The sequence below is a fragment of the Variovorax sp. PBL-H6 genome (assembly GCF_901827155.1).
In the GTDB taxonomy this organism is placed as follows: domain Bacteria; phylum Pseudomonadota; class Gammaproteobacteria; order Burkholderiales; family Burkholderiaceae_C; genus Variovorax.
Map to the genome: position 1 here is coordinate 74,441 of NZ_LR594660.1, position 21,972 is coordinate 96,412.

At 62.7% G+C, this 21,972-nt stretch carries 26 protein-coding genes; 12 read left to right on the plus strand and 14 right to left on the minus strand.

Going from position 1 to position 21,972, the window contains the following annotated elements; all coding sequences use genetic code 11:
- Nucleotides 1–44: 44 nt before the first annotated feature.
- The 5 genes from G3W89_RS28555 to G3W89_RS28575 form a co-directional block, all read right to left on the minus strand.
- On the minus strand, nucleotides 45–362 hold the full coding sequence (locus G3W89_RS28555; RefSeq protein WP_146039466.1) for a hypothetical protein: 318 nt from the start codon (nucleotides 360–362) through the stop codon (nucleotides 45–47).
- Nucleotides 355–1,272: an AAA family ATPase gene (locus G3W89_RS28560; RefSeq protein ID WP_162571112.1), complete on the minus strand. Its 918-nt coding sequence runs from the start codon at nucleotides 1,270–1,272 to the stop codon at nucleotides 355–357. The genes G3W89_RS28555 and G3W89_RS28560 overlap by 8 nt, the downstream gene beginning before the upstream one ends.
- Before the next feature lie 43 nt (nucleotides 1,273–1,315).
- On the minus strand, nucleotides 1,316–3,553 hold the full coding sequence (recD2, locus tag G3W89_RS28565) for an SF1B family DNA helicase RecD2 (protein WP_068673740.1): 2,238 nt from the start codon (nucleotides 3,551–3,553) through the stop codon (nucleotides 1,316–1,318).
- 159 nt (nucleotides 3,554–3,712) lie between these two features.
- A complete protein-coding gene (locus G3W89_RS28570) occupies nucleotides 3,713–4,036 on the minus strand; it encodes a YbaB/EbfC family nucleoid-associated protein (RefSeq protein WP_068673742.1) in 324 nt (107 codons plus the stop codon).
- A 48-nt stretch (nucleotides 4,037–4,084) separates the two neighbouring features.
- Entirely contained in the window at nucleotides 4,085–5,056 is a 972-nt protein-coding gene (locus G3W89_RS28575) for a 5'-3' exonuclease H3TH domain-containing protein (RefSeq protein WP_162571111.1), read from the minus strand.
- A gap of 168 nt (nucleotides 5,057–5,224) precedes the next feature.
- On the opposite strand from G3W89_RS28575, the gene G3W89_RS28580 reads away from it, so the two are divergent.
- Both G3W89_RS28580 and G3W89_RS28585 read left to right on the plus strand, forming a co-directional pair.
- Nucleotides 5,225–5,842, plus strand: coding sequence for a hypothetical protein (locus G3W89_RS28580; RefSeq protein ID WP_068673747.1), 618 nt, complete (start codon nucleotides 5,225–5,227; stop codon nucleotides 5,840–5,842).
- Between the two features lie 38 nt (nucleotides 5,843–5,880).
- Nucleotides 5,881–6,435 (plus strand): hypothetical protein, encoded by a 555-nt coding sequence (locus tag G3W89_RS28585; RefSeq protein WP_162571110.1) that lies wholly within the window; start codon nucleotides 5,881–5,883, stop codon nucleotides 6,433–6,435.
- A 57-nt stretch (nucleotides 6,436–6,492) separates the two neighbouring features.
- Here G3W89_RS28585 and G3W89_RS28590 read toward each other — a convergent pair whose 3' ends face one another.
- Entirely contained in the window at nucleotides 6,493–7,596 is a 1,104-nt protein-coding gene (locus G3W89_RS28590) for a DUF7146 domain-containing protein (protein WP_162571109.1), read from the minus strand.
- Between the two features lie 39 nt (nucleotides 7,597–7,635).
- On the opposite strand from G3W89_RS28590, the gene G3W89_RS28595 reads away from it, so the two are divergent.
- The 5 genes from G3W89_RS28595 to G3W89_RS28615 all read left to right on the plus strand — a co-directional run bounded on the left by G3W89_RS28595 (nucleotide 7,636) and on the right by G3W89_RS28615 (nucleotide 11,037).
- Nucleotides 7,636–8,073, plus strand: coding sequence for a hypothetical protein (locus G3W89_RS28595; protein ID WP_162571108.1), 438 nt, complete (start codon nucleotides 7,636–7,638; stop codon nucleotides 8,071–8,073).
- A 379-nt stretch (nucleotides 8,074–8,452) separates the two neighbouring features.
- Nucleotides 8,453–8,725 carry a hypothetical protein gene (locus G3W89_RS28600; protein WP_162571107.1) on the plus strand — a complete coding sequence of 91 codons (273 nt, stop codon included), beginning with the start codon at nucleotides 8,453–8,455 and terminating at the stop codon, nucleotides 8,723–8,725.
- Between the two features lie 126 nt (nucleotides 8,726–8,851).
- The gene (locus G3W89_RS28605) at nucleotides 8,852–9,022 is read left to right on the plus strand and encodes a hypothetical protein (RefSeq protein WP_157103369.1); all 171 of its coding nucleotides are present in this window, start codon (nucleotides 8,852–8,854) and stop codon (nucleotides 9,020–9,022) included.
- A 112-nt stretch (nucleotides 9,023–9,134) separates the two neighbouring features.
- A complete protein-coding gene (locus tag G3W89_RS28610) occupies nucleotides 9,135–9,932 on the plus strand; it encodes a reverse transcriptase-like protein (RefSeq protein WP_162577693.1) in 798 nt (265 codons plus the stop codon).
- A 205-nt stretch (nucleotides 9,933–10,137) separates the two neighbouring features.
- On the plus strand, nucleotides 10,138–11,037 hold the full coding sequence (locus G3W89_RS28615; RefSeq protein WP_162577694.1) for a hypothetical protein: 900 nt from the start codon (nucleotides 10,138–10,140) through the stop codon (nucleotides 11,035–11,037).
- Here G3W89_RS28615 and G3W89_RS28620 read toward each other — a convergent pair.
- Nucleotides 11,000–11,398, minus strand: coding sequence for a hypothetical protein (locus G3W89_RS28620; protein ID WP_162571104.1), 399 nt, complete (start codon nucleotides 11,396–11,398; stop codon nucleotides 11,000–11,002). The genes G3W89_RS28615 and G3W89_RS28620 overlap by 38 nt on opposite strands.
- Nucleotides 11,399–11,532: 134 nt before the next feature.
- Between G3W89_RS28620 and G3W89_RS28625 the strand changes: the two genes are divergently transcribed.
- Nucleotides 11,533–11,775, plus strand: a complete 243-nt coding sequence (locus G3W89_RS28625) for a hypothetical protein (RefSeq protein WP_162571103.1) — start codon at nucleotides 11,533–11,535, stop codon at nucleotides 11,773–11,775.
- Nucleotides 11,776–11,840: 65 nt separating this feature from the next.
- On the opposite strand, the gene G3W89_RS28630 is transcribed toward G3W89_RS28625, so the two are convergent.
- Complete coding sequence (locus G3W89_RS28630) at nucleotides 11,841–12,026, minus strand: DUF3606 domain-containing protein (RefSeq protein WP_162571102.1); 186 nt, start codon at nucleotides 12,024–12,026, stop codon at nucleotides 11,841–11,843.
- 163 nt (nucleotides 12,027–12,189) lie between these two features.
- Here G3W89_RS28630 and ligD point away from each other — a divergent pair, with 163 nt between their 5' ends.
- Nucleotides 12,190–14,166 (plus strand): DNA ligase D, encoded by a 1,977-nt coding sequence (gene ligD, locus G3W89_RS28635; RefSeq protein ID WP_162571101.1) that lies wholly within the window; start codon nucleotides 12,190–12,192, stop codon nucleotides 14,164–14,166.
- A 10-nt stretch (nucleotides 14,167–14,176) separates the two neighbouring features.
- On the opposite strand, the gene G3W89_RS28640 is transcribed toward ligD, so the two are convergent.
- From G3W89_RS28640 to G3W89_RS28660, 5 genes are read right to left on the minus strand one after another with little or no spacing between them, the layout of a single operon-like run.
- Nucleotides 14,177–14,545, minus strand: a complete 369-nt coding sequence (locus G3W89_RS28640; RefSeq protein ID WP_162571100.1) for an ExbD/TolR family protein — start codon at nucleotides 14,543–14,545, stop codon at nucleotides 14,177–14,179.
- Nucleotides 14,542–14,901: a hypothetical protein gene (locus G3W89_RS28645; protein WP_162571099.1), complete on the minus strand. Its 360-nt coding sequence runs from the start codon at nucleotides 14,899–14,901 to the stop codon at nucleotides 14,542–14,544. The genes G3W89_RS28640 and G3W89_RS28645 overlap by 4 nt, the downstream gene beginning before the upstream one ends.
- 2 nt (nucleotides 14,902–14,903) lie before the next feature.
- Nucleotides 14,904–15,347, minus strand: coding sequence for a MotA/TolQ/ExbB proton channel family protein (locus tag G3W89_RS28650; RefSeq protein ID WP_162571098.1), 444 nt, complete (start codon nucleotides 15,345–15,347; stop codon nucleotides 14,904–14,906).
- Between the two features lie 18 nt (nucleotides 15,348–15,365).
- Nucleotides 15,366–16,097, minus strand: coding sequence for a hypothetical protein (locus tag G3W89_RS28655; protein WP_162571097.1), 732 nt, complete (start codon nucleotides 16,095–16,097; stop codon nucleotides 15,366–15,368).
- Nucleotides 16,098–16,104: 7 nt separating this feature from the next.
- On the minus strand, nucleotides 16,105–16,770 hold the full coding sequence (locus tag G3W89_RS28660) for a hypothetical protein (RefSeq protein ID WP_162571096.1): 666 nt from the start codon (nucleotides 16,768–16,770) through the stop codon (nucleotides 16,105–16,107).
- A 76-nt stretch (nucleotides 16,771–16,846) separates the two neighbouring features.
- On the opposite strand from G3W89_RS28660, the gene G3W89_RS28665 reads away from it, so the two are divergent.
- Nucleotides 16,847–17,272 carry an HAD domain-containing protein gene (locus G3W89_RS28665; protein ID WP_162571095.1) on the plus strand — a complete coding sequence of 142 codons (426 nt, stop codon included), beginning with the start codon at nucleotides 16,847–16,849 and terminating at the stop codon, nucleotides 17,270–17,272.
- Between the two features lie 58 nt (nucleotides 17,273–17,330).
- Here G3W89_RS28665 and G3W89_RS28670 read toward each other — a convergent pair whose 3' ends face one another.
- The gene (locus G3W89_RS28670) at nucleotides 17,331–18,311 is read right to left on the minus strand and encodes a 3'-5' exonuclease (RefSeq protein WP_162571094.1); all 981 of its coding nucleotides are present in this window, start codon (nucleotides 18,309–18,311) and stop codon (nucleotides 17,331–17,333) included.
- Between the two features lie 234 nt (nucleotides 18,312–18,545).
- On the opposite strand from G3W89_RS28670, the gene G3W89_RS28675 reads away from it, so the two are divergent.
- Nucleotides 18,546–19,175, plus strand: a complete 630-nt coding sequence (locus tag G3W89_RS28675) for a hypothetical protein (protein ID WP_162571093.1) — start codon at nucleotides 18,546–18,548, stop codon at nucleotides 19,173–19,175.
- Between the two features lie 168 nt (nucleotides 19,176–19,343).
- On the plus strand, nucleotides 19,344–21,968 hold the full coding sequence (locus tag G3W89_RS28680; protein ID WP_068673781.1) for an ATP-binding protein: 2,625 nt from the start codon (nucleotides 19,344–19,346) through the stop codon (nucleotides 21,966–21,968).
- Nucleotides 21,969–21,972 lie beyond the last annotated feature (4 nt).

The following is a 21,972-nucleotide window of genomic DNA, read 5'->3' on the forward strand; positions in this document are numbered from 1 at the left end:
AGTACCCGGCAACTCAACTTAACCTGAGATTATCGCCGCCGCGGCTATGCGACAAACCGCGAGACGAAAATAAGCCACGCAGGCACCCAAGCTGAGAGGGACGCCGGCGCTTTTTCGGCCCAACTAGCGATACCTTGAAAGCATAAATAAACATAGGCCATGTGTAACGCAACCAGTCCAAATAGACGGGTCCGAAACTGAAGGCAGGTGAGCGCAGTGTTGGACAGTAGCCACAGTACAAATCCTGCGGCGTTGGTCTGGTTGATTAGGTAGTTGCCCCATAGTCCGCCGACCACGCCCACCAGTTGCAGGAAGTTTTCGAGTGAAAAGAGCCGCTCTAGGAGCGGCTTTTTGTCAGACAAGGCGGATACCTCGGATGTCATATTCGGATTGCATGCGCTCATGTGCATAGTGTTTTAGCCAAACGTCTAAGGCTTGCTCAGGGGTGTCAAACCTGGCCCGGGCGAGAAACGCGGCATCTCGGCTCGAGCTCGACGGCTCGTACTCGAAGATGGCGTCCTTGTTCAGACAGCCGCCCCAGGGCGTTCGGACGGCCCAACGGTCCGGCTGAGCGCTCTTTCGTCTGGTGCAGCGCTCCAGCGTGGCCCAGGGCGACCCGTCCCCGTCGACAGCCAACAGGTAGGTCATGACCAAGAGCGGCTTATGTTCCGTCATGCAGGAGGTCTCCAGCCCAAAGGCGGCAAACTCTGGCACCGGCGGCTGGCCAATGTTCAAACTGCTCACAACGCGCCACGGCGCCAGCATGTCGACAGGAAGCTCCGTGTAGGGGATGTTCTTCCGTGCCAGGAAGGCTCGCATCTGTCGCTCCACTTCTAGCGCTTCGGCGCGACCCTGCGTCCGCCCGCGTTCCTCGAAATGGCCCGCTTCCAGGTCGCGGGTAACGAAGAAGTTGATGTTTTCAAAGGCTTCCGATGCCTCGTCGACGAGGGGTTCAAAACTGCCAAAGTACTTGCTCGGGGCATAGAACTGGCAGAGCTGCAACGGGCTGTCCGTCACCCCAAACTCGTAACCCGAGCGCTCGATGACGAACTGCTTGTGATGTTGCTTGGCAAACAGGTAGACCTGTTCCTCGGTCAACTGCCACTTTCGCCCGGATAGAACCAGATACTTCGCATACTCGCTCACGAGCTCCACGCTGCAGTGCTGGGCCTTCATCAGCCAGAAGATGCCGGCAGCGACGGAGCTTTTGCCCACTCCTGGTGCGCCAAAGAGGTTGATGATTTTGAGCTTGCCGCTTCGCTTGGAGGTCATGGATTTCCGGGGCTGGTAGTTGCCCTCGGTATAGCCAGCTAACTTATGCAGCAAGCGCTTCTTCTCGCCGCATCTCTGCGGGCAGCCCCTTCATGAGACATTCCTTTAGGCGCGTCCAACGCTCATCCTTCTGAGCGCGCTCCACCGCCAGCTTCATGGCCATTGGCTGGCCGACGACCACGCACAACTTCCGTGCTCGGGTCACGCCGGTGTACACGAGGTTACGTCGAAGCATCATGTAGTGGCTGGTATCGAGCGGCATGATGACCACCGGAAACTCCGAGCCTTGGCTCTTGTGGATGGTGAACGCGTAGGCAAGCGCCAGCTCGTCCAGGTCCTGGAATCTATAGACGACCGGAACCGCGTCGAACTCCACCATGACGGTTCGGGTCTGGGCATCGACGTCTGAGATGTAGCCGATATCGCCATTGAAGACGTTCTTGTCGTAGTTGTTGCGCAGCTGCATGACCTTGTCGCCAGTGCACCACTTGGTCCCGTTGAACTCGACCTGCTTTTCAGGCATCGGGTTCAGGAATGCCTGCAACTGAACGTTCAGGGCCAGCACGCCGAGCTTGCCGCGCCGCATTGGCGCCAGAATCTGGACGTCACGGATAGGGTCGTAGCCGAGCTTGTACATGTCGCGGGCAAGGCGAAGGATTTCCTTCTCGATGTCCGAGCGCGCCTTCTCCTTGTCGGTTTCACTCTTCGGGTCCCGCGGCATGATGCTAGAGAAGTGGAAGTCCGAGTCCTGGAGATAGCTCAGTTCCGGCATGTCGCCACGGTTGATGGCGTGCGCGTTCCGGATGATTTGGCTCTTCGCGGCCTGGCGGAATACCTGGCGCAGCATCACCGTGGGCAGCACGCCCGAGTCGATGATGTCGCCCAGCACCTTGCCCGGACCCACGGAAGGCAGCTGGTCGACGTCGCCGATGATGATGAGGCGCGTGTGCGGCGCGAGCGCGCGGATGATGGACAGGAACATGTAGATGTCCACCATCGAAGATTCGTCGACCACGAGGACGTCCGCATCGAGCGGATTCTTCTCGTTGAACTTGAACGTACCGTCCCGCTGGACTTCCAGCGTGCGGTGCACCGTCTGGCCGGGGAAACCCGTGGCTTCGGCCGCGCGCTTGGCTGCCTTGCCGGTGGGCGCGCACAGCTGCAGCGGGCTCATGCCGGCCGCCTGGAGACACTCCATAACGACCCGGGTGATGGTCGTCTTGCCGGTACCGGGACCCCCTGTGATGACGCATACCTGAGACAGCAGCGCCGCACGAACCGCATCGCGCTGAGCGTCCTCCAGCGTGATGTGCATGTCCATCTCGACGGAGAGGATGGAGACGTCGATGTCCTTGACCGTATGGGCCAGCGGACGCTTGGCGTGCTTCAGGAGTAGGTCCGCCACCGCCTTCTCGGCCTTGTAGGTTCGCGGGGAGAACAGGCACTCCACCCCGCCTGAGAAATCGCGAATCAGGCTCTCGGATTCAACCTCCTGCTCGAAGCAGGTGCTGAGAACGTCGTAGTCCACACCCAGGAGTTCGCTCGCCTTCTCGCGAACGACTTCCACCGGCAGACCGCAACTGCCCTGCCCCTCGGCCTCGCGCAGGACGTAGTGCACGCCGGCACGGATGCGGTACTCGCTGTTCCGCGGAATCCCTTGCTTGAAGGCTGCTTCGTCGGCCGTTCTGAACCCGATGCCCCAGATGTCCTGACAGAGGATGTACGGGTTCGCCTTGATTTTCTCGACCGCCGAGGCGCCGTACTTGTCGAGGATGCGCTTTGCTCGCAGGGTAGACAGGCCCGCCTTGTGCAGGAAAACCATGATTTCGCGCGTCGCCTTCTGCTCGGCGTACGACTCGATGAGCGAGTCGATGCGCTTTTTGCCGATGCCTTTGACGCCCTTCAGGCGTTCCGGGTGGTTCTCGATGACGTCAAAAACGTCTTCCCCGAACGCGTCGACCAGCTTCTGGGCGAACCCCTTGCCGATGCCGGGGATGGCATTGGACATGTACTTGACGATGCCTTCGAGCATCGTGGGCTGCGAAAGGGTTACCTCCACCGCCTTGAACTGCGGGCCCCATTTCGAGCTTCCCCAGGCCCCGCGCACGCTGATGAGCTCGCCCACGTTGATGACAGGGGCGGTACCGAGCACCGTGCGCTCGCCCTTTCCCGGCACATCGACTTTTGCGACGAAATAGCCGTTCTCGGGGTTCACGTACGTGAGGATTTTGACCACACCGCTCAGTTGCTCGGTGGGCTGGGAAGAAGAAGGACTGGCCATCGAACCTTAAAACGCCGGCATGCGCCAATGCATTTTACGTAGAGTTTAGTCTTTAGTAAAGGGGATGGGTTTATAACGCAGTTCCGGCTCTCCCCTTTTCGTTCAGGCAAATGAAGAAGCCCGCCGAAGCGGGCCTTCAAAGGACTTCTAGCCCTTGGTTTAGCCCAGGCCTGGAACCTTCATGCCAAAGGGAATCAGGCCGGCGGCCAGGCTGCCCAGCTTGGCCTTCGACGCTTCTTCCTTCCTCGCATTGGCATTGGCCACAGCCACCACGACCAGGTCGCCCAGGGTCTCGAGGTCTTCGCTCTTCAGGCTGGCGTCATAGTTCACGCGCTTGAGCTCGCCGGCGCCGGTGATGGTCACGGTGACCAGGTTGTTGGCTGCGGTGCCTTCGAAGGTCATCGCGGCAATTTCGGCTTGAGCGGCTTCCATGCGCTTTTGCATTTGGGAAAGTTTGCTCAGCAAGCCGGGCATTTGTTTCATGTGTGCTCCAAGGGGCAAATAATGGGTGATACGGTCTAGTCCAGCCGTTTATCTTTTCGCGGTCCAGCTAAAGTGGATGTTGGAGATGGCGCGTTGAACCGAAAGTACATCGGCCTTCTCCAGCTCTTTGGACAGGGGGCGACCCCAGTAGCTCCAGTTGGTCAGGTAGTCTGCAAAGCCCAGTTCGTCGAAGAGCCCTGCGAGCTCCATTTCGTCGAGTTGGCCGACCGTAGTTCGGATGTCCGAGCCTTGGAGCACCGGGCCGGCCGATAGGTCGACCAGCTTGACGTTGCGGCGGACGCTCTCACGCACGTCCGCGTCGGTCAGGCCCTGGTAGTACTTCGCTTCCGCGCCGAAGGTGAGCAGGTCCTCCGCCGCGGTGAGCGCGGCCTCCAGACTTCCGTATTTCGCGAGGAGCGCCGCCGCCCGCTTGAGGCCCACGTCTTCGACGCCAGGAATGTCGTCGGTCGTGTCCCCGGCCATCGCCTTTGCGTGGGCGTAGAGCTGGGGCGAACTCACGCCGGTTGCCTTGAAGAACCCATCCAGCTCGATGACTTGCGTCAACTTCTTGGCGTTCACCCAGCGCACCCGGTTTGCCACGAGGCTCAGCCAGTCCGTGTCCGAGGTCGACAGGTCGACCAGATGCCCCTGCGCCGCCAGCTGTCCCGCAAGGCCGAATGCCAGGTCGTCCGCTTCCGCGCCAGGATGCAGAAGCTGAATCACGGGGAAGTAGTTCAACGCACGTTGGATGAGCGGCCGCTGTGGCTCGTAGGTCTCGCGCGCCTCGCGCTGCTCAGGCGTCTTGTGCCGCGAGCTTTTGTACGCCGGCAGGAGGTCGTAGCGCCACTGCGCCCTGCCGTCCCACAGGAGAAGGTTCACTACGCCCTGCGAGAAGTGCAGGCGGGAGCGCACGTGCTCCAGGAAGCCACGAACTGCGTGCGTGTCGTGGTGGCCTGCTTTCTTCCCGATGAAATACTGGGCAAAGCCCAGCGCGTTGGCGTCAATGAGACGGACTTGCATTGGCTGGTAGCGGTTGAGGGGACCTGGCCTGTAGTCACGGGCTTTAGCCGCGCGGCTGTGCTTGGCGCTTTCCGCCCAGGCCGCCCGGGAGCCCCGCGAGGAAGTCCATTTTGTTGCAGCCTGGTTTACGCTGTTGCATTCTGTTCGGCCTGGTGTAAGCTGTGCGCGATGCCCAGCCCTACCACCATACTCAACGACGCCCTGGCCGCCGCCCCGAAGGAGGGGCTTGAGCTCTACTTGGAAGCTATCGAAGCGCTCCGAGAGAAGGGTCACACCTGGCGCGAAATCGCTTCGTTCCTTACAGAGCGAGGGGTGCCTACCGACCACTCGAAGGTGTTCCGACTGGCGACCCGCCGTGAAAAGGTCGAGGCCGAGGTGATGAGGTTCGAGGTTCCCAGCGCGGACCGCTATGCCTCAGCCCTCCTCCAGCTCGAACAGGAAGGGGGCGTCAGCGCAATGGGCCGAGCCATGCTTGAGAGGCACTTCCGGGCGCACAACCGGACGGTCACCTTCACGGAGCTCGGCAATGCTGCCGCCCAGGTCAAGGAGGGAGCACGGACGAGTAAGTCGTACCGGTTGGCCAACGTGCTCTATGGCAAGCTTGCTCGCAAGCTGGGGGAGTCGCTGAAGATGAGCTTTGCCCCGAATCCCGGAAGCTCCGAGCCGTTCTACAGCAGTGCAATCGGTCTGGCCAACCCCATGCAGCCCAAGGGCGGGGAGTTTCAGCTGGTGATGCACCACGAACTGGCGAAGGCGTTCGACCTGCTCGGCTGGTTCAGGCCCTGATAGCCTGACAGAAGAAGTTTTTTACAGAGGAGCTACGCATGAACGAGACCGCAAAGAGTGACGAGGTGGGTCCCTACAGGCTCGTTGCGTTGCTCTACGAGGGCGAGTATTTCGGCGTGGTGTACACCAACGGAGCCAAGGCGCTCACAGTCAAGGGCGCCAACCTGGACGATTGTTTCGCGCAGGTACAGGCCTGGACGTCCCAGCGCTTGGCTGAGAAGGCTCGAGCACGCAACGGACTGGTCCCGGAAGTAGGCGAGCTCACCGCCGCGTTCCGCCGCATCGAACCGCGCGTGCATGATGGTCAGCGAGCCATGCTGCGAGCGCACGTGAAGGCAAAGGACCGCCGGATAACCGCGACCGAGCTTGCCGCTGCCGCTGAATACAAGGGCCACGAGGCAGCGAATCTTCACTATGGGCGATTGGGCTGGCTGCTGTACGGCGAGGTGCCGACGGACCTGCCAGAGAGCCCCCGAGAGGGCTTGCCGGTTTACACCTTTGCGCTTGCGGACGGCGAGCGACAGGGCGCCGAGTGGGTATGGACGTTGCGCCCCGAGGTGGCTGCAGCAGCAGTGGCTGCCGGCCTGGCCTGAAGCGCTCCCGCGCCTGGCAAAGAAAGAGCTCCCGGGAGGGAGCTCTTGAAGAATGGATTAAGCGGCCTTGCGGTACTCCGGCGGCGGAGACCACTTCTGCCATTGAGGTGGGTAGCCTTCCAGTCCGGCCGTCAGCATGACGTCGAGCCAGTCGACGCCCTTGACGGCCTCAGGAATCGGGCCCTGCGGAACGCAGATTTCGACTTCCTTGCCTTCGGTGCGCAGACGGGCCGACAGCTTCTCTGCAGCCTTGATGCCGCGACCGCTGCGGTCCAGGTCAGCCCAGATGACGACCTTCCTGACGGACGCCGGGATTTCGACCGATTCCATCAACGTGGCCGACACACAGGCCCACACAGGCATGCGCGAGATGGCGTGAGCTGCCAGTGCGGTCTCAATGCCTTCGGCGACTCCCAGCACTTCGCCTGCTTGGAACAACTTGATGGCTGCCCCGGGCAGAGGATGGCAGGCGGACATCATCTTCTTGGCTTCGGGCACGTCGGCCTTGCCGCCTGTCGGACTGACGAAGATTCGGTGCAGCGAAGCAATGCGCCCCTGGCTGTCCTTGATGGGGGCCAAGAGACAGGGATGCCAGCCGGTGATGGCCTTCGCGACCTTGTCGTAGTACGGCATACGCGGATGCGCACGCAGCGTGTTTGGCATGTTCTGCAGCCAGATGCCTCGCGCGGCGAGGTACTTCTCCGCCGGCGTGTCCTTCAGGGTCGTGGAGGCCATCCAGGTTTGCCGGATGCGGCCATACGCCTTTCGGGGGTCGACGAGGTCGGGAATTTTCGGAGGCGGCGGGCGACGTACCACGACGGGTGCCGCGGCTTCGCCTTCCAGGAGTTGGGCGACTTCACGGACTGCGTCCTTGTACGAGATACCTCGCACCCATGCGACCATGGCGAACCCGTTCGCTTGGGGGCCGCACGTGTTGCAGTAGCCGCCGCCAGTCTTCGGGTAGTCCTTGAACAGCCGAAAACCATCCGTGCCCCCGTGGATAGGGCACGACACGTGGTGCGGCGCCTTGTCCATCGCGTCGGCCAGTTCAGGGGCCAGCTCTTGGAGGATGTACGGCCAGTCGCCGTCGGCTTTCGCCTTGAGCTCTTGGAAGGTTTTGTATCGGCGTTCGTTCATTGGATTGAGGGTATGAATGCTCATCGCTAAAGATTTCAGTTGACCTGACTTCTATAGCGAGCCTTGCACATCATGTTGAAAACCCATAAAGCGAATGCCCGGGAAACCGCCTTCATCGCCTGCACCTTCCATTTCTTCTGGCTCGGCTACCGCGACTGGCTGATGGAACGCATCTATGGCCCGGCGCCTGGCGCGGCCGCCGCAAAGTCAGGCAGCCCCACCGCCGCGTCGCTCTGGTGGCTGGCCCTTACCATTCCTGCCTTCATCCTCCTCGCTGCAGTGATGGTGCCCCTGCTGGCACCCACCCTAGTGGCAGGGATGACCGCAGCCGGGAGCTCGGCCGTGGCGGACGTGAGCATGGGGTTCGGTGTTCTGAGCGGCCTGGTCTTTGCACTCGGTGTTCCCTTTCTGCTGGTGCGGCGCTTTCTGCGGTTTGCGAGTCACTGCTGCGAGCGGGGACAGTGCATCGAGCGGGGAGAGCGCCGGCGCGCTGGCCCTTGAAGCTCGCATCGTTCCTGGTAGGGGATTGTCGAACCCACGAACCCAAGGCACAGTTGCGAGCGCCGCCACTACCCTAGCCACGGAGGCCCGATGTCCCCAACCGGAACTGCTCCCACGCCCTCGAGTCCTGCCGCGCTCTCCTTGGGTCCGGCGGCGCCCTCCTCAGCACTGCAAGCTGCCGCCGTAGACCTTGACCCTAACAAGAGCCTCGACCGGCTGTACGACTACACCAAGTTCCATATCGGCGCCTATCTGACGCTCACAGCGTCATACCTCACCGCAGTTGGGCTCACCTTCGCGGGCGGGCCGGTGCTACCGCTGTCCGGCACCCTGGCCTCGCTCGCAGTCATTTGCTTTCTCATCGCCGGGATGGCCCGGGATGGCTGGCGGCGTAATCGCCAGCAGCCTGACGCAGGTGACGAGCGGTACGTCCGCCGCGTTCCTCGAGTCAGAAATTGGCCCCTGGGGCGCAACGTGGCTCAACGGCAAGGCGAGAAAGTGGACCTACTGGGAGCACACCGCCTTCTGGGCGGGGCTGTTCCTCGCGGCCCTGTCATTCCCCGCCGGCAAGGCATGCTACCGGGAGGCAGTTCCAACCCCCTGGTGTACGGCCATGCTGGCCGACACCGCTCCCCCGAAGGCGGAAAAGTAAGCGGCGCCCTCAAATACCGCAGACCGCGCCGCGCGCCCCGCCCATGCGTCGGAGTTCCTAGGCCCGCGTCCCTGTTCCGACATCGTCGCTATAGGGCTGAGTTCAACTACGTTTTTCGAGGCCCCTATGCAACTGCAAATCAGGCTCACCCAAGCCCAAGTCCGCGACGCCGCCATGCGTGAACAAGGTCTCTCTCCCAAGACCATGTCCATGAAGCCTGGTGTTCGCGTTGAACGCAACCGTAAGGCCCTGCACAAGCGCGGCTACGCCAAGCACAAGGCTCACGCTTTCGCCTGAGCTTCTTCCTAAGAGCACCTCCTGGTGCTCTTTTTCTTTTGGACGCCTCGGACTCCTGGCTATACGAGAGGGGCGCAACGCCCTGCCCTTTCTCTCATCCACAAGGATTGCCATGGCGCGGCTCCCACGCGCGCTTCAAGCCCACCCTCTTGCCCAGCTCCTCGGCAAGCTACTTCGTTTCAACGACCTTGACCAGCCACATGTCTGGTCCGCCTACCGTGCTTGCCGGCGGACAGCCCGGCGCGGAATGACGGAATCCAGTGTCGAGCAGCTCACCACTGACCTGTACGAGCGCATTGTGGGCGGAAGACCCTATGACGCTGTGGTGCTGGGCGCGAAGCTCGCCCAGGCCTTCACGTTGATAAAGCTGCGACAAGCGGGGGCGGCCGGCCGCCACCAACGGGCGCTGGCCAAGGAAGGCTTCCACCTGGTCCGAATGCAACTGCGGGAGCGACTGGGCATGCGCTCGGCCGAAAATGTCCCCTTTGTGCGGTTTGGTTCGCCCGACGCACAGCCCGCGCATCTTGCGTGGAGCGACGGCGCTGTGCGCGGTGGTCGCGCAGCGGTTGCCTTCCTCGTGCACGGTGCTGTCGGCACGCCAGCGCTCCAGGCAGCTCAGGCTTCGCACACCACCAACGCACTGGAAGCAGAGCTGGAGGCGGCACTGCTGTGCCTGGACGCCATGCTTGCCGCGGGCATCCGCAGGGCCCGCCTGCACGTCGATGCGCTCGGCGTGCTGCGCGCCTTCCAGGGCAAGCTTGCCCTCAAATTCTGCGTGCTGGAGGCGCAGCTGCTCAGAATGGCCGGGGAATTCCATCACCTCGAGGTGCGCCTGGTTCCGCGCGCGTTCAACGACGGCGCGGACCGTCTCGCGGCGGCGCTGCTTGCACGTGAGCCTAAAACGCATTGACCATTTTAAACTATGGACTTAAAATGCACGCCGCAGTTAGGTCCATCAGAAAGAAAAGTCAATGCGTTCGTCCCGTCCCGATTTCCTGTACCACCTCGATGAAGCCGCCACGGCTCGAAACGGGGGACGACAGATGGGAGCAATCAAGGCCTGCTACGACGCGCTGCACACGGAAATGCTGCACTCGGCAGACCGATTCGACGGGTTGGTCGAGAAGGCCCTGGAGGCGAGCAAGGGCGACCTGCGCAGGTTGCGCACGCTGGAGTTCTGCACCAGCGCCATCTACGACAAGATTCCTTTGCCAGCAGAGGATGGCAGCTTCCCCGAGTTCCTGTGGCTGTTTGCGGTGCCCTTCACCGTGACCTTCGCCCCCGAGGCGCTCGCGCAGCACGTATCCTTCAAGGGCCAGGTTATCGACGCTCAGGCGCTCATCGGCGAACTGGACGCCATTGGCTACTGCAACCCCCACGGCATCCTGCGCGCGTCGACAAAGCTTTTCAAGCGGGAGGACCTCCAGGTCATTGGTCCGAGAAAGCTCGGAAGGATGGTCCTCCAGGCCGAGCAAAGCGGTGAAGACCGGCTCGAGCCGTTGCCGCTCATGCTGGATTCCGAGCTGGACGCGTATCGCAGCGTGACCATGTTCATGCTGGTCTCCTGCCGCTTGCCGGTGGGCACCACCTCCGTGTTCAACCGCACCGTACTGTGGCCGGGCGAAACCTTTGCGCGTGTCGTGCAGGCTTCGATGGTGTCCCAAGGTGTCCAAGTGGAGTCCGTGGTGAGCCACATCCCGCACACGATTACCGAGATGCACCTTCGCTGCAATGGCCCGGCACTCGTCGAGCTGCAGGCCAATCTCGCCAACAGCCGCAAGGCCTACGGTAATGTGGAGGTCGGCGTGCGCTTCGACGTCTCGGGCTACGCAGAAATTGTCGGCAAGCTGCCCCACGAAGACGACGGTCACATCATCCTCATCCCGCCTTTCACCTATTTCGAGGCCGATTCCGAACTGCTTCGCGTCGTCGAGGGGATGTGCGCCGACATCGGCCTGCCGTTCGCGGGCGGCAGGTTCAGCTCACGACACGCGGTGGCTGGAGCTCTGCACTGAGCTGAGCCAGTACTTCAGGCGGGACCGGTTCCCACCGGCCACGCCGGTACCCAGTCGGGGTTAGCTCCATGCTGACTTCGTTCCATTCGGCTGAGAACGTCACCACCCCGTTCGACCAAAGCGGCCGCTCGTGCACGAAATGCAGGTGCGGCCCTAGCCGCTGCTGCCCGCGGACGATGAGTTCGAGGTAGTACTGCGTCGCCACGCTCTCGAAGTTCGCGCGCAGCGCGCCGCGGAACGGGCTCTCCACCTCTTCCCTGAACACTACGTACGGCAGCCGCCCGTCTACAAGGGCGCGGCGCACAAGCACAGGAATGCCGTCGTGGGAGCCTAGTGAAAAGACGCGGCGGTGAAAAAGCATGGGCCTCCTGGTGAACGGGGCGCGAGTTTAAACGGCAGGCGAGGCTGTTTCAAGTGGGTCGCTATAGGTCTTGTCTGAAGTACTTCCCCTTCAGTCACCCCTAGGACCACTGTCAACATCTGAGGAGCGACCCCATGAGCCACGCCATTGCCAAATTCCCGTTTGCCAACAACAACGCTCGCCAACCCGAGCCGTTCCTGAAGGAAATCGCCAAAGAAGGCGACTTTTTCGACAAGCTTCGTCTTTCGAGCCGACGTGAACTCTTCACGCTGCGCACGAACCTCGAAAACAAGGTACGCGAGTTCGGGGATGTTCGCAATCCTCTGCTCGACATGTGCCGCATGCGTCTGACGCAGCTGCGCGCACACCTCTCCTGAGGTGATTCTGCTGGCCGCTCAAACCTTCTGGTTTGAGCGGCTTCTTTTTGGCAGCGCGAGTCTGCCTAGCCGCCCTTCCCCTTCAGGTGGCGCTCCACGTCCTGGGCCATGGGGCCTACCGCCTTCACGGCTTCCTTGAGCTGCTCGGGGCTCACCCCAAACTTGGCGGACCAGTCACGAAGCTCATAGTCCTCGTTTACGTTAATCCGACTGCGGTCCTGGCCGCCAGTCTTCGTCTTGTCGTCAGCCATTACTTGTCTCCAGGCGTACGGGCACGGTGCCCACCACACATAGTGCCCGCCCCCAGAGGGCGCGCCGCCGGCCAATGGCCAAGTCGGCTGAAGGCGCGGTCCGACGGTGACGCGAGCAACCGGAGTGAACCTGGGGCACCGCGCGGGGTGGAAAATTCTCCGCATGCCCGCCGCCCGCAAAACCAGGCCCCAGCCCGACCGGCCGCCAATCGAAGGCGCAGTTGCCTCCGAGCTTCCGCCCTCGCTGGCGCCACAGTTGGCTACTCTCGCCACTCGCATTCCCCCGGGGGCTCACTGGAGCTACTCCATCAAGCTGGACGGTTACCGGATGATGGCGCGCGTCGAAAACGGCAGGGCAAAACTTATCACGAGGGGTGGTCACGACTGGAGCGCCAAGATGCCGGCCCTCATCGCAGAGTTGGAAGCAATGAACATCGGGAGCGCCTGGCTGGACGGCGAGGTCGTCAGCTTGAACGCCCAGGGGACCCCGGATTTCAACGCCCTCCAGAACTCCTTTGACCGAGGCGCAAAGTCCGCCAACCTGGTGTACTTCGTGTTCGAGCTGCCGTTCTTGAATGGCTGGGACTTTCGAGCGGCGCGCCACGAGGACCGATACACGGCCTTGGCCGCATTGTTCGAGACGAACGAGCAGGAGCACGTGCGACTTTGTTCGAGCCTCCCAGGCGACCCTTCCTCAATCCTCGCATCGGCGTGCGGCCTTGGGCTGGAGGGCCTCATAGCGAAGCGCCTGGACTCCCCGTATGTTTCCGCCCGGACTGATACCTGGCTGAAGCTGAAATGCAAGCTGCGCCAGGAATTCGTCATCGCCGGCTTTATACCCAGGACGGATGACGCCTCTCAGGTCGGCAAGCTGCTGCTTGGCGTCTACGGCCCCGACGGCACCTTCAAGTCCGCCGGGGGCGTGGGAACGGGCTGGTCGGCGAAGGAGGCCGTGAAACTTCGGGCCCGGCTAAGCAAGCTGGTGACGCCCAAGGTTGCATTTGTCGGCGGCGCGCCCAAGCCAGACCGATGGTCCAAGAACTCGTCCACTGGAAAGGTCAGCTGGGTGAGCCCGGAGCTGGTCGCCGAGGTAGAGTTCGCCGAATGGACGCCGGGCGGGCAAATCCGCCACGCGTCCTATCGTGGGCTGCGGGATGACAAACCCGCTCGAGAGGTCGTCCGGGAGCCCCAGGGCGCCGCGAACTCGCCCAATGCCGCGGGGAGCCCGTCAAAGGCTACGGTGAGGGGTGGCCCGGTCAGCCATCCTGGCCGAATCATCGACCCCACGACGGGGCTCACCAAGCTGGACTTGGTCCTCCACTACGAACGCGTTTCACATTGGATGCAGCCTCACCTGGCAGACCGGCCCTGCTCATTCCTTCGGGGGCCGAAAGGGGTAACTGGAGAACTATTTTTTCAGAAGCATGCCGATACCGCGGCAGTCCGGGGCCTGACCCTCCTCGAGCCGAGCTTGTGGCCAGGCCATGCCCCATTGATGGTCGTCAACAGCGAGGCAGCGTTGTGGAGCGCTGCGCGCGCAAATGTCATCGAGCTTCACACCTGGAATTCCCGAAGCGGCCATATCGACAGGCCAGACCAGATGGTCTTCGACCTCGACCCCGGTGAGGGAACGAGCTGGGAGCACGTGCAGGAGGACGCATCCCTGGTTCGGCTGATGCTTCAGGAGTTGGGGCTAAAAAGCTGGCTGAAAACAAGTGGCGGGAAAGGCTTGCACCTCCTCGTGCCCCTCGCCCCGGTCCATGAGGTGGCTGTCGTCAAGGGATTCTCCCAAGCCATCGTCGAGCACCTTGCTCGCGCGATTCCCTCGCGTTTCGTGAGCAAGAGTGGCCCGTCCAATCGCGTTGGCAGGCTCTTTGTCGACTACCTCCGGAACAATCGCGCGGCCACCACCGTAGCGGCGTTTTCGGCAAGGGCCCGGCCAGGATTGGGCGTCTCGATGACTGTGGACTGGGATGACCTGCCACTTCTGACGAGTGGCGCCCATTGGACGGTGGCAAACGCAGCGGACGAGCTATCGACGAGGACGAAGGACCCGTGGAGCGACTACTGGTCTACCCCGCAACTGCTTTCCACTCCGATGGAACGGCTCGGCTTTAAGCCCCTAAAGCCTGCCAGATAAGGCCCTGCCCTCATCGGGTCAGGAGGGCTATGTCCTTTGGCGCCGCCGCCTGAAGCTCGGAAATCACCGTTGCAATCTTCTCGTAGGTGGTTGCGCGGTCCACCGAGAGCTCCACTGAAACCGTGGGCGTAATGCGCGCTTTCAGCTCCTGCAGCGTCGTGGGACTGCTGTCCAGCATCAGGCTGCCGTCTTCCTGGAGCGACACCGACAGGCTTTGGGCAACTGAGGGGGCACCGCTCAGGCTCGTCTGTGGGAGGTCCACGGGGAGCTTCTTCACGAACATGGGCATCGCCAACATCATGATGACAAGCAGGATGAGCAGCACGTCCACCAGGGGCGTGACGTTGATAGCGGCGAGTTGTTGGCGGTTGGAAGTCATCTGGCGGGGGTGAATTGAATCCAGCCGTAGGTGGCGAGGAAGTAGCGCAGCTGGCCGCCGGCGGCGCCCATCCGGTCGATGGGCTCCCGAGCTGCGGCGATGGCTCGGGTGCAGGCATTCCACGACGTCAGGTCGCGCCGAGCTTCCAGCATCCACTGGCGGGCCAGGTCGTACCAGCCGTCCTCATCTGCGACGCCCAGCTTGGCCACCTCGGCGCTCTCGAGGCGGTGCAGGCGGCACCAGGCCTGCAGGGTCGCAACGACATCGCGCGCGGCGCCTTCCCCGGCCAAGTCGCAAAAGAAGTTCAGCTCATAGCCGGCAACGGTTACGGGAGGGAGAACGACGGTATCAGCCACGCTCACCTTGCCTCCTCGTTGGCGGCGCGCAGCAGGCGGTTGTGCAGCACCTGGATGCGGCGCTGCATCAGGTTGTACGCGACAAGTGCCGGAACGGCCGCGCACAACCCGACCAAGGTGGAGTTCAACGCGGTCGCGATGGGACCACTGATGAGCGTGATGTCGATGGCGGCCGAAGACAGACGCGACAGCGCCTGCATGATGTGCAACACGGTACCTGCGAGGCCGACGAACGGCGCCGCGCTGGCCATCACAGCCAGCAGAGCCATGCCGTTTTCCAGCGTTTCAACGTGTTCATCGATGTCCGCCTTGTCAGCACTTGCGGGCGCCTTCATGCCCGCCAAGCCTGGCGCATAGAGGATAGCGCCCTTGTAAATGATGACCGCGAACGTCAATGCGACAAGTGCATACAGAAGGTAGTCGATGGAAGCGGCGAGGTGTTGCATGGATTTTCCGGATTGGATTTAGGGAAGGGTCTTCAGCCGGTCTGTGTCCGGCACAAAGGGGATGCGCAGCTCAATCCAGCGTGTTTCGCCAGGGTTGAGCGGCGGCTGCAAGTTCGTCCACTTCTGGCCGATGGACGCCCAGGCGACGGCGATATCGGACAGAGGCTTGAATGAGCTGACAAGGATGTCGGAGTCGATGACGACGCCCTGGTCGTTCACGAGCAACCCGAGCACCAACACGTTGCCGCCCTGCTCCTCTGGATACATCTTGGCGCGCGGACCTTCAGGCAGGCTCTCTGGAGGCGCCTCAGGGGCTTCCTCGAGCGCTGCTGCCATGGCCGGCAGATTGGGAAGGGCTGCAATCGGCACGGCCTGCGGAAATGCGGGCTGAGACAGCGTGGGTAGGTCCGAGGGCGGAATGGCCACATTGGGGGCGGGAGGAGCGTCCTCCGCGACCTTTGGCGCGGGCTTCGGGGCGGGCGGCTTCGGCCGCGGCTTGAGCTTCGGCTTCGGTGCCTCGACAGGCTTGTCCGACTTCAGCCTCAGTTCCTTCTCCGAGCTGGGTGCCGGGGCTGGCGCGGCGGCCACTGGTGCCGCGGAGGGAGCCTTCACGGACACCCGCACGGGCGTAGGCGGCTTGGGGAGAATCAGCGCCACGCTGGGGGCCATGAAGTGCGCAAGCGCGAGCGACAGCGCGCCGCCGGCAAAGCCAGCGCCAAGCTTGACTAGGTAGTCGCGCGTCAGCAGCACAGCCGGCTCAGCCTCGACGACGGCGCACCATCCACAACAGCAGGATGGCGCCCAAGAAACCAAGGCCGCACAGCTTGGCGAGTTGCTCGTTCGCTCTGAGGACGGTCAGGTAGGCATTGGCGTCGCGCCAGTTGAAGCCGGCTTCGACGTCGTCTTCCTCGGCATCACGGTGCTTAGTCACGGTAAGCGTCCGCTCGTTCAAGGGGTCCACGCCCGCCTCGGCCGCAGCCGCGAGCGTGGTGTAGACCTTGGCAGGCTGACCCGGAATCAGGGCAGTGTGGCTTGGCGCCGCAGCGGGCGGTTGTACGCCGCCAGGCTGGGCCTCGGAAGCAGGCGCTGGCGCGGCGGCCGTGGCGGCCGGGAGGGCCGGGACGGGGGCAGGTTGCCCCGGTGCCCCTACGGTGCCAGCAATCTGCGGCAGACCCAATGGTGCGGGAGCCACATCCTGCGGCGCAGGAGTGACCGGAGCCGTTGCCACTTGTGGCTGGGCGGACCGCGGGGTTGCCGCGCTGCCGTCCAGGTTGGCAGCAACATCGGTCTGAATGGTGCCGCGCTCAGGGACGCCCGGGGACTCCACCTTCAGCGTAAAAGGCTTGCCGTCGGCGTCGTCGGACGCGAAGGCGGGACTGGCGAAAAGGGCGGCCGACAGTACGGCCAGGGCGAAAACGCGCATTCGATGCTCCTGGAATGCCTGAATCTAGGCATGTTGTTTAGCCATCGTTAGCCAGGCGCGGAACGCTATAGGAGGAATGAATTCAACTCTCCTACTCGACTTCGACGGTGTCGTGCACCGCAACATGAATGGCACGTTTGAGCGCATGCCGCTGCTCGAAGCGTGGCTCCTCGCACGACCGAGCGTCGATATCGTGATTTCGTCGAGTTGGCGGCTCGAAAGCAGCCTGGCGCAGCTTCGGGACTGTTTCGCGAGCGAGCAGCTCCACCCGCGCGTGGTCGGCGTGACGCCAGACCTGCCCGACGCGCTCCGGTACCAGCGCCAAGCGGAGATTGAGCACTACCTGCGCGAGAGCGCGCGCGTCCGGAGACCCTTCGCTGCGCTGGACGACGACGGCAGCCTATTCGCGCCCAGCTGCCCGTTCCTGGTCAGAACGGACCCCCGCATTGCACTCACGGCCGAGCACCTAGACGAGCTCGACCGAAGGCTGAGGCTGGGTTGAGGCCTTTCCAGTCGCCTGCGCACAAGAAAAGGGCCGCATGGAAGCGGCCCTTTTTTAATCAGCGGTACGCGCGCTCCATCGGAGTGCGCCGCGACGTAAAGCGGTTGTAAGCGTCGATTCGGTCAACCGGCATGCTGAGCCCCTTGCCATACAGGCATTCGGCCTTGAGCCAGTCGAGTTCAGCCGCGAAGTCCTCGACAGCCACGTCCATCGCCCAGGCCTTTTCGGCACCGGGTTCGTTCGCGGGGTCATGCCAGTGGTAGCCGCGCTTCTTGAGCAGGTCCTTGAAGTCGAAGTGCGCCCCGGTGGCCCAGATACGGCGCGCCTCGAGCTTGTAGGTCTCGAGAATCCGCTGCAGCGGGGTCTGGCCGTCGAAGCCGGCCATGGGCGTGTTCAGCACCTTCACCAGTGCCAGGCAGTCCACGGAGGCACGGTGACCTTCGAAGAAGAAGCCCAGGCACATCGCAATGTAGTCCAGCTTCGTGCCGGTGATGCCTCCGGCCTGCCAATCCACCTGCCTTTGAGAGCAGGCGAATGCTTTCGTCGTAAACACGGGGAAACGTCGCTCGAGAATCGTGCGGTCGAATTTCGCGTTGTGGCAGATGACCAGGTCAGCGTCCTTGACGAATGCGTCGACCTCCGCGTCGGAAATGCGCTTGCCGGCGACCATCTCGTCGGTGATGCCGTTGACCGCGGCCGCCTGGGCCGGAATCGCCCGGCCCGGGTCCTCGAGCTCGTTGAAGACGCGGGTCACGCCATAGATGTAGCCGATTTCACGGTCGTAGGCGACCTCGACCATGCCGAGCTCGATGATGTCGTCCGTCGTGTTGTCCGTTCCGGTGGTCTCTGTGTCGGCGACCACCAGGAAGCCGGCGCCCTCGGGGACCTCGGCCGGCGCAATTATCAGCTCGTCGACGTTCAGGGAGCGCAACACGCGAAAGAGCTGCGGGAACTTGTCGAGCACGGCTGCCAGAAGCGCCGGTTGCTCGTTTTCGGGGCTCTTCAGGATGTCCTGCAGAGTGGTGCTGACAGATTGCATGTTGGTGTCCTGCTTCATGGTTTCTGGTTAATTAGTTGGTCTTACTTTGTGTAGCGTCAGCTCGGAACCGTGAAATGCGTCACGGGGTTAGCCCGAGCGGATTGCAGGCGGATGTGAGGATGCTCACAACTGGGTAGCGAAAGCCGTTGGGATGGTTAGCGATGACTTTTAGACTTTCGGCACTGCGGGGAATAAGCCCCGCGACATCCAAAAAAACCCACAACGGACCTCATCATGACCGCCACCGTGCTCGCCTTTCGCACCGAACTTCAACTGCCCTCTCCCTCTGCGCCCGGAAATCCGGACCTGGTGATGGTCCTGCCCGATTTCCCCAGTGAGCAGCAAGCCCTTGCCTGGTCAGAGATGGTGGTCGACTCGCTGGCCACCGAGCAAGGCCCGTTCACGGCCCAGGCCGCTCGGCGTCTGGCCAACCAGCAAGCTGGCGAGCTGACGGTCAACGAGGACGATGTAGCCGGCATTCTGGTTCGCGCAGTGGCAACCGTCCAGCGCCCGAGCGGACGAGTGGCGGGCGTCGCCCTGGTCCACCTGTCCATGCACGCCGAGCGGGTCACGACGCCGGAGGCCAGCTACGCCCGCCTGCGCGTTGGGCTGCCGGTGGTTCACACGGCGGGCCTGGCTGTCCAAACGGAGGTCCTGGAGGCGGCGCTCATGAATCTTCTAGACCAGGCGGAGGCAGCCGCAGATGCTCTGGTGCAAGAGGTTCGGCGTGAGGCCAGCGACTGCGTGGTATGGAATCTGCCGGTTCGTTTCGGCGATGGCGAACTGCTGCAGGAACTCAACCTCCGCCTCATCGAGCGCTTCTACGCTTCGAGCCTTGACGAGGAGACGATGCTGGCCGCCTAAGAGCGCGGTCCGCCTCGGGAGGGTCGCGTGCGACCCATCTCGCCGACTGCTCGATGTCGGCCTAGTCCCCTTCCCCTGATTTGATGCCAGCCGCTTTAGCTGGCCCTGCGAGCTCCCTATACGACTCACAGGAACATTTATCAACTCACTCAGGAAACGGGACCCCCAATGCAGGTTTCACAAAGCTCTTCGACTTCGGTCGTAGCAAAGCAAGGTGTCGGCCAGACCGCCACTTTCGGCATCGCCCAGAACGCCCACATGTTCAACGTGCTGTCCTCCGGGCTGTACGGGGACAAGATTGGCGCCGTGGAGCGCGAGGTCGGCTGCAACGCGATGGACGCCCACATCTTCGGGCGCATGCCCACCCGCCCCATCGAGGTCAAGCTTCCCACGAAGCTCGACCTTCAGTTCTACATCAAGGACTGGGGCCCGGGGCTCAGCGACGAGGAAGTCAAAGGCATCTACACCGTCTACGGTGTCTCGACCAAACAGCAATCGAACGACCAAACTGGTGGTTTCGGTCTCGGCTCGAAATCGCCTTTTGCGTACACGCTCTTCGACCCCGAGAACGAGGACGGCTTCACGGTCGTCGCGGTCAAGGAAGGCAAGAAGCGCGTCTACGTGTGCCACCTCGACGACAACGGCTCGCCGGCAGTGACGGACATGGGCGTCTTCGACGCCGACCCGGACTGGCAAAGCGGCGTGATGGTGACCTTCCCGGTCCAGGACCGGGACATCGCTGAATTCCACGCCAAGGCGCAGGAAATCTTCCAGTGGTTCACGGTACCCCCGCGCATCCTCGGGATGGAAAAGCCTCTCAAGAAGCCAGAGTTCCATTTCGAGGGCAGCTTCTTTAATATGGGCGCTCCTTTCGGAACCAGTGGCGAAACGTTCCACCGGGTGCCCGCGGTCGTCATGGCCAATGTGCGCTATCCCATCGAAAAGGCTCGGCTGCGCGACCTGACGCCGAACATGCAGGCGCTGCTGGACGGCGGCATCCATCTCTTCGTCGACAACGGCGAAGTTCTGATGGCCGTGTCGCGGGAAGCACTTCAATACACCGACAAGACTCGCAGCGCCATCATGGCGCGGCTGGACCAGGCGGTGAAGGAAGTCGCGGAGCGCGTACGCGCCGACGTGATGACCAAGGAGCCGACGAAGCTGGCCTGGTATCGCAAGGTCCATAGCTACGTGAGCACGCTTCCCTCGAGCATCCGCATGAATCTCATCAGCTTCCTCAAGGAGGCCGGCGTGGGCAAGGACGACATCGAGCACATCCGACAGGTCGCAAACGAGAGCGCGCTCACCTTCCCCAAGGTCGGCGACGGCATCATGGGCAAGCAGCAGCCCTACCAGAAGGATGCAGATGGCGACTGGATTCGCGACGTCGCCGGAAATCCGGTCGTCGACGCCACCTGGCAGAACAACAGCTGCCGCGTGTGGCTGTATCGCTCCACCGAAACCGGTATCCGCAAGAAGGAAGTCGTCAACGGCTATCAGGACTTCACCAAGGACAAGCCGGTTCTGACCACCGTGCCGGTGCTCTCGGACACCCGGGTTTACTACTCGGACAGCAAGTCCGCTGACGCGCGTATCCGCTACGCGCTGAGGCAGTCGGGCTCCCCGACCGATGCATTCTTCCTAGTCGTAGCTGGCCGGGGCGTGGACGCCGTTCACGCGAAGGCATTGGGTGAGCGGATTTGCGGTCCGGACGGAATCGAAGGCCTGCCGTGTGCAGGGACCTCGACGCTGCCGGTGTCTCCGAGTTACGCCTCGGACCTCGAACGACGCAGAATGCGCAAGTCGATGACGCTAGAGGAGCTGACCGCCGGCGAAGAGGTGACCTTCACCACTTTTGCCGCGGGTGGCACCTCGAAGACGACGCTGGGCGACATTGAGGAAGAAGCCGAGAAGTTCTACGTCATCCGACGCCGCGACCGGTTCATGAATCATGGCTCGACCGGCTGGGTTGGCCCGCGCGAGCGGGACTTCTGCAGCACGATGCGGACCATGCAACGGGTGCTCAAGCGCCTCGGCCACGAGGTTGCCGGCGCCGTGATGGTGGAAAGCGAGGCGACAGTGCGTCGGCTGAAACTGGTCGAACTGGGCTACCGCCCGCTGATGACCTGGACAGTCGGCAAGCTGAAATCGGGAAGCAACTGGAAGCGCTTGGTCGCAAGCATCGACCGCACGCCCAAGGCAGACCTGGCGCAGCCCTACATCGCGAAGCAGTACTCGCTGCTAGGCATCCTGGCAATGCATCTGCTGAAGCGTACCCCTGCATGGGAAGCGCTTGAGCCTCGGCTCGCCGGGCATCCCTTGCTGGAGGAGGTTGCAGCTTTTGCGTTCAAGGTGAACGGAGCGCTCGGGGACGACGACTTGGCAACGGAGCTCAAGTACCTGCAGTCACACATCGACGGCGCGTATCTCGACGTGACCGAGTGCAAGCGCAAGACGCCGTATGAGGTGAGTCAGTCAGTCGGCAAGAGCTACCCCCTGGCATCGAGCATCTTCGACGACGACGCCCTGCTGAAGGTCATGGCCGAATCGCCTGAAAAGGCGGCCACCATGCTCGTGACGGCGCTCGCGCTTGACCCCCTGCCCGGAGAAAGGGTGGAGTTGGAGGAAGCCGAAGAGCCAGAAGACGCTGTGCAGGAAGATGCAGACGAGCCGGACGTCGCCGAGGACTCATCGGACACCCAAGTCGATGTGACCGCCGAAGCTGCCAACAGCGACGGTGCTCCCGAGCCTGCCGCCGAAGTCACCGCCGAAGCCATGCTACTCGCAGCGTAGCCCT

What these genes read in the sequence shown, in the direction of transcription:
- G3W89_RS28560 (WP_162571112.1), bottom strand. Translation starts at nt 1,272, where the DNA reads ATGACCTCCAAGCGAAGCGGCAAGCTCAAAATCATCAACCTCTTTGGC.
- recD2 (WP_068673740.1), bottom strand. Translation starts at nt 3,553, where the DNA reads ATGGCCAGTCCTTCTTCTTCCCAGCCCACCGAGCAACTGAGCGGTGTG.
- G3W89_RS28570 (WP_068673742.1), bottom strand. Translation starts at nt 4,036, where the DNA reads ATGAAACAAATGCCCGGCTTGCTGAGCAAACTTTCCCAAATGCAAAAG.
- G3W89_RS28575 (WP_162571111.1), bottom strand. Translation starts at nt 5,056, where the DNA reads ATGCAAGTCCGTCTCATTGACGCCAACGCGCTGGGCTTTGCCCAGTAT.
- G3W89_RS28580 (WP_068673747.1), top strand. Translation starts at nt 5,225, where the DNA reads ATGCCCAGCCCTACCACCATACTCAACGACGCCCTGGCCGCCGCCCCG.
- G3W89_RS28585 (WP_162571110.1), top strand. Translation starts at nt 5,881, where the DNA reads ATGAACGAGACCGCAAAGAGTGACGAGGTGGGTCCCTACAGGCTCGTT.
- G3W89_RS28590 (WP_162571109.1), bottom strand. Translation starts at nt 7,596, where the DNA reads ATGAGCATTCATACCCTCAATCCAATGAACGAACGCCGATACAAAACC.
- G3W89_RS28600 (WP_162571107.1), top strand. Translation starts at nt 8,453, where the DNA reads ATGGCTGGCGGCGTAATCGCCAGCAGCCTGACGCAGGTGACGAGCGGT.
- G3W89_RS28605 (WP_157103369.1), top strand. Translation starts at nt 8,852, where the DNA reads ATGCAACTGCAAATCAGGCTCACCCAAGCCCAAGTCCGCGACGCCGCC.
- G3W89_RS28610 (WP_162577693.1), top strand. Translation starts at nt 9,135, where the DNA reads ATGGCGCGGCTCCCACGCGCGCTTCAAGCCCACCCTCTTGCCCAGCTC.
- G3W89_RS28620 (WP_162571104.1), bottom strand. Translation starts at nt 11,398, where the DNA reads ATGCTTTTTCACCGCCGCGTCTTTTCACTAGGCTCCCACGACGGCATT.
- G3W89_RS28625 (WP_162571103.1), top strand. Translation starts at nt 11,533, where the DNA reads ATGAGCCACGCCATTGCCAAATTCCCGTTTGCCAACAACAACGCTCGC.
- G3W89_RS28630 (WP_162571102.1), bottom strand. Translation starts at nt 12,026, where the DNA reads ATGGCTGACGACAAGACGAAGACTGGCGGCCAGGACCGCAGTCGGATT.
- ligD (WP_162571101.1), top strand. Translation starts at nt 12,190, where the DNA reads ATGCCCGCCGCCCGCAAAACCAGGCCCCAGCCCGACCGGCCGCCAATC.
- G3W89_RS28640 (WP_162571100.1), bottom strand. Translation starts at nt 14,545, where the DNA reads ATGACTTCCAACCGCCAACAACTCGCCGCTATCAACGTCACGCCCCTG.
- G3W89_RS28650 (WP_162571098.1), bottom strand. Translation starts at nt 15,347, where the DNA reads ATGCAACACCTCGCCGCTTCCATCGACTACCTTCTGTATGCACTTGTC.
- G3W89_RS28660 (WP_162571096.1), bottom strand. Translation starts at nt 16,770, where the DNA reads ATGCGCGTTTTCGCCCTGGCCGTACTGTCGGCCGCCCTTTTCGCCAGT.
- G3W89_RS28665 (WP_162571095.1), top strand. Translation starts at nt 16,847, where the DNA reads ATGAATTCAACTCTCCTACTCGACTTCGACGGTGTCGTGCACCGCAAC.
- G3W89_RS28670 (WP_162571094.1), bottom strand. Translation starts at nt 18,311, where the DNA reads ATGCAATCTGTCAGCACCACTCTGCAGGACATCCTGAAGAGCCCCGAA.
- G3W89_RS28675 (WP_162571093.1), top strand. Translation starts at nt 18,546, where the DNA reads ATGACCGCCACCGTGCTCGCCTTTCGCACCGAACTTCAACTGCCCTCT.
- G3W89_RS28680 (WP_068673781.1), top strand. Translation starts at nt 19,344, where the DNA reads ATGCAGGTTTCACAAAGCTCTTCGACTTCGGTCGTAGCAAAGCAAGGT.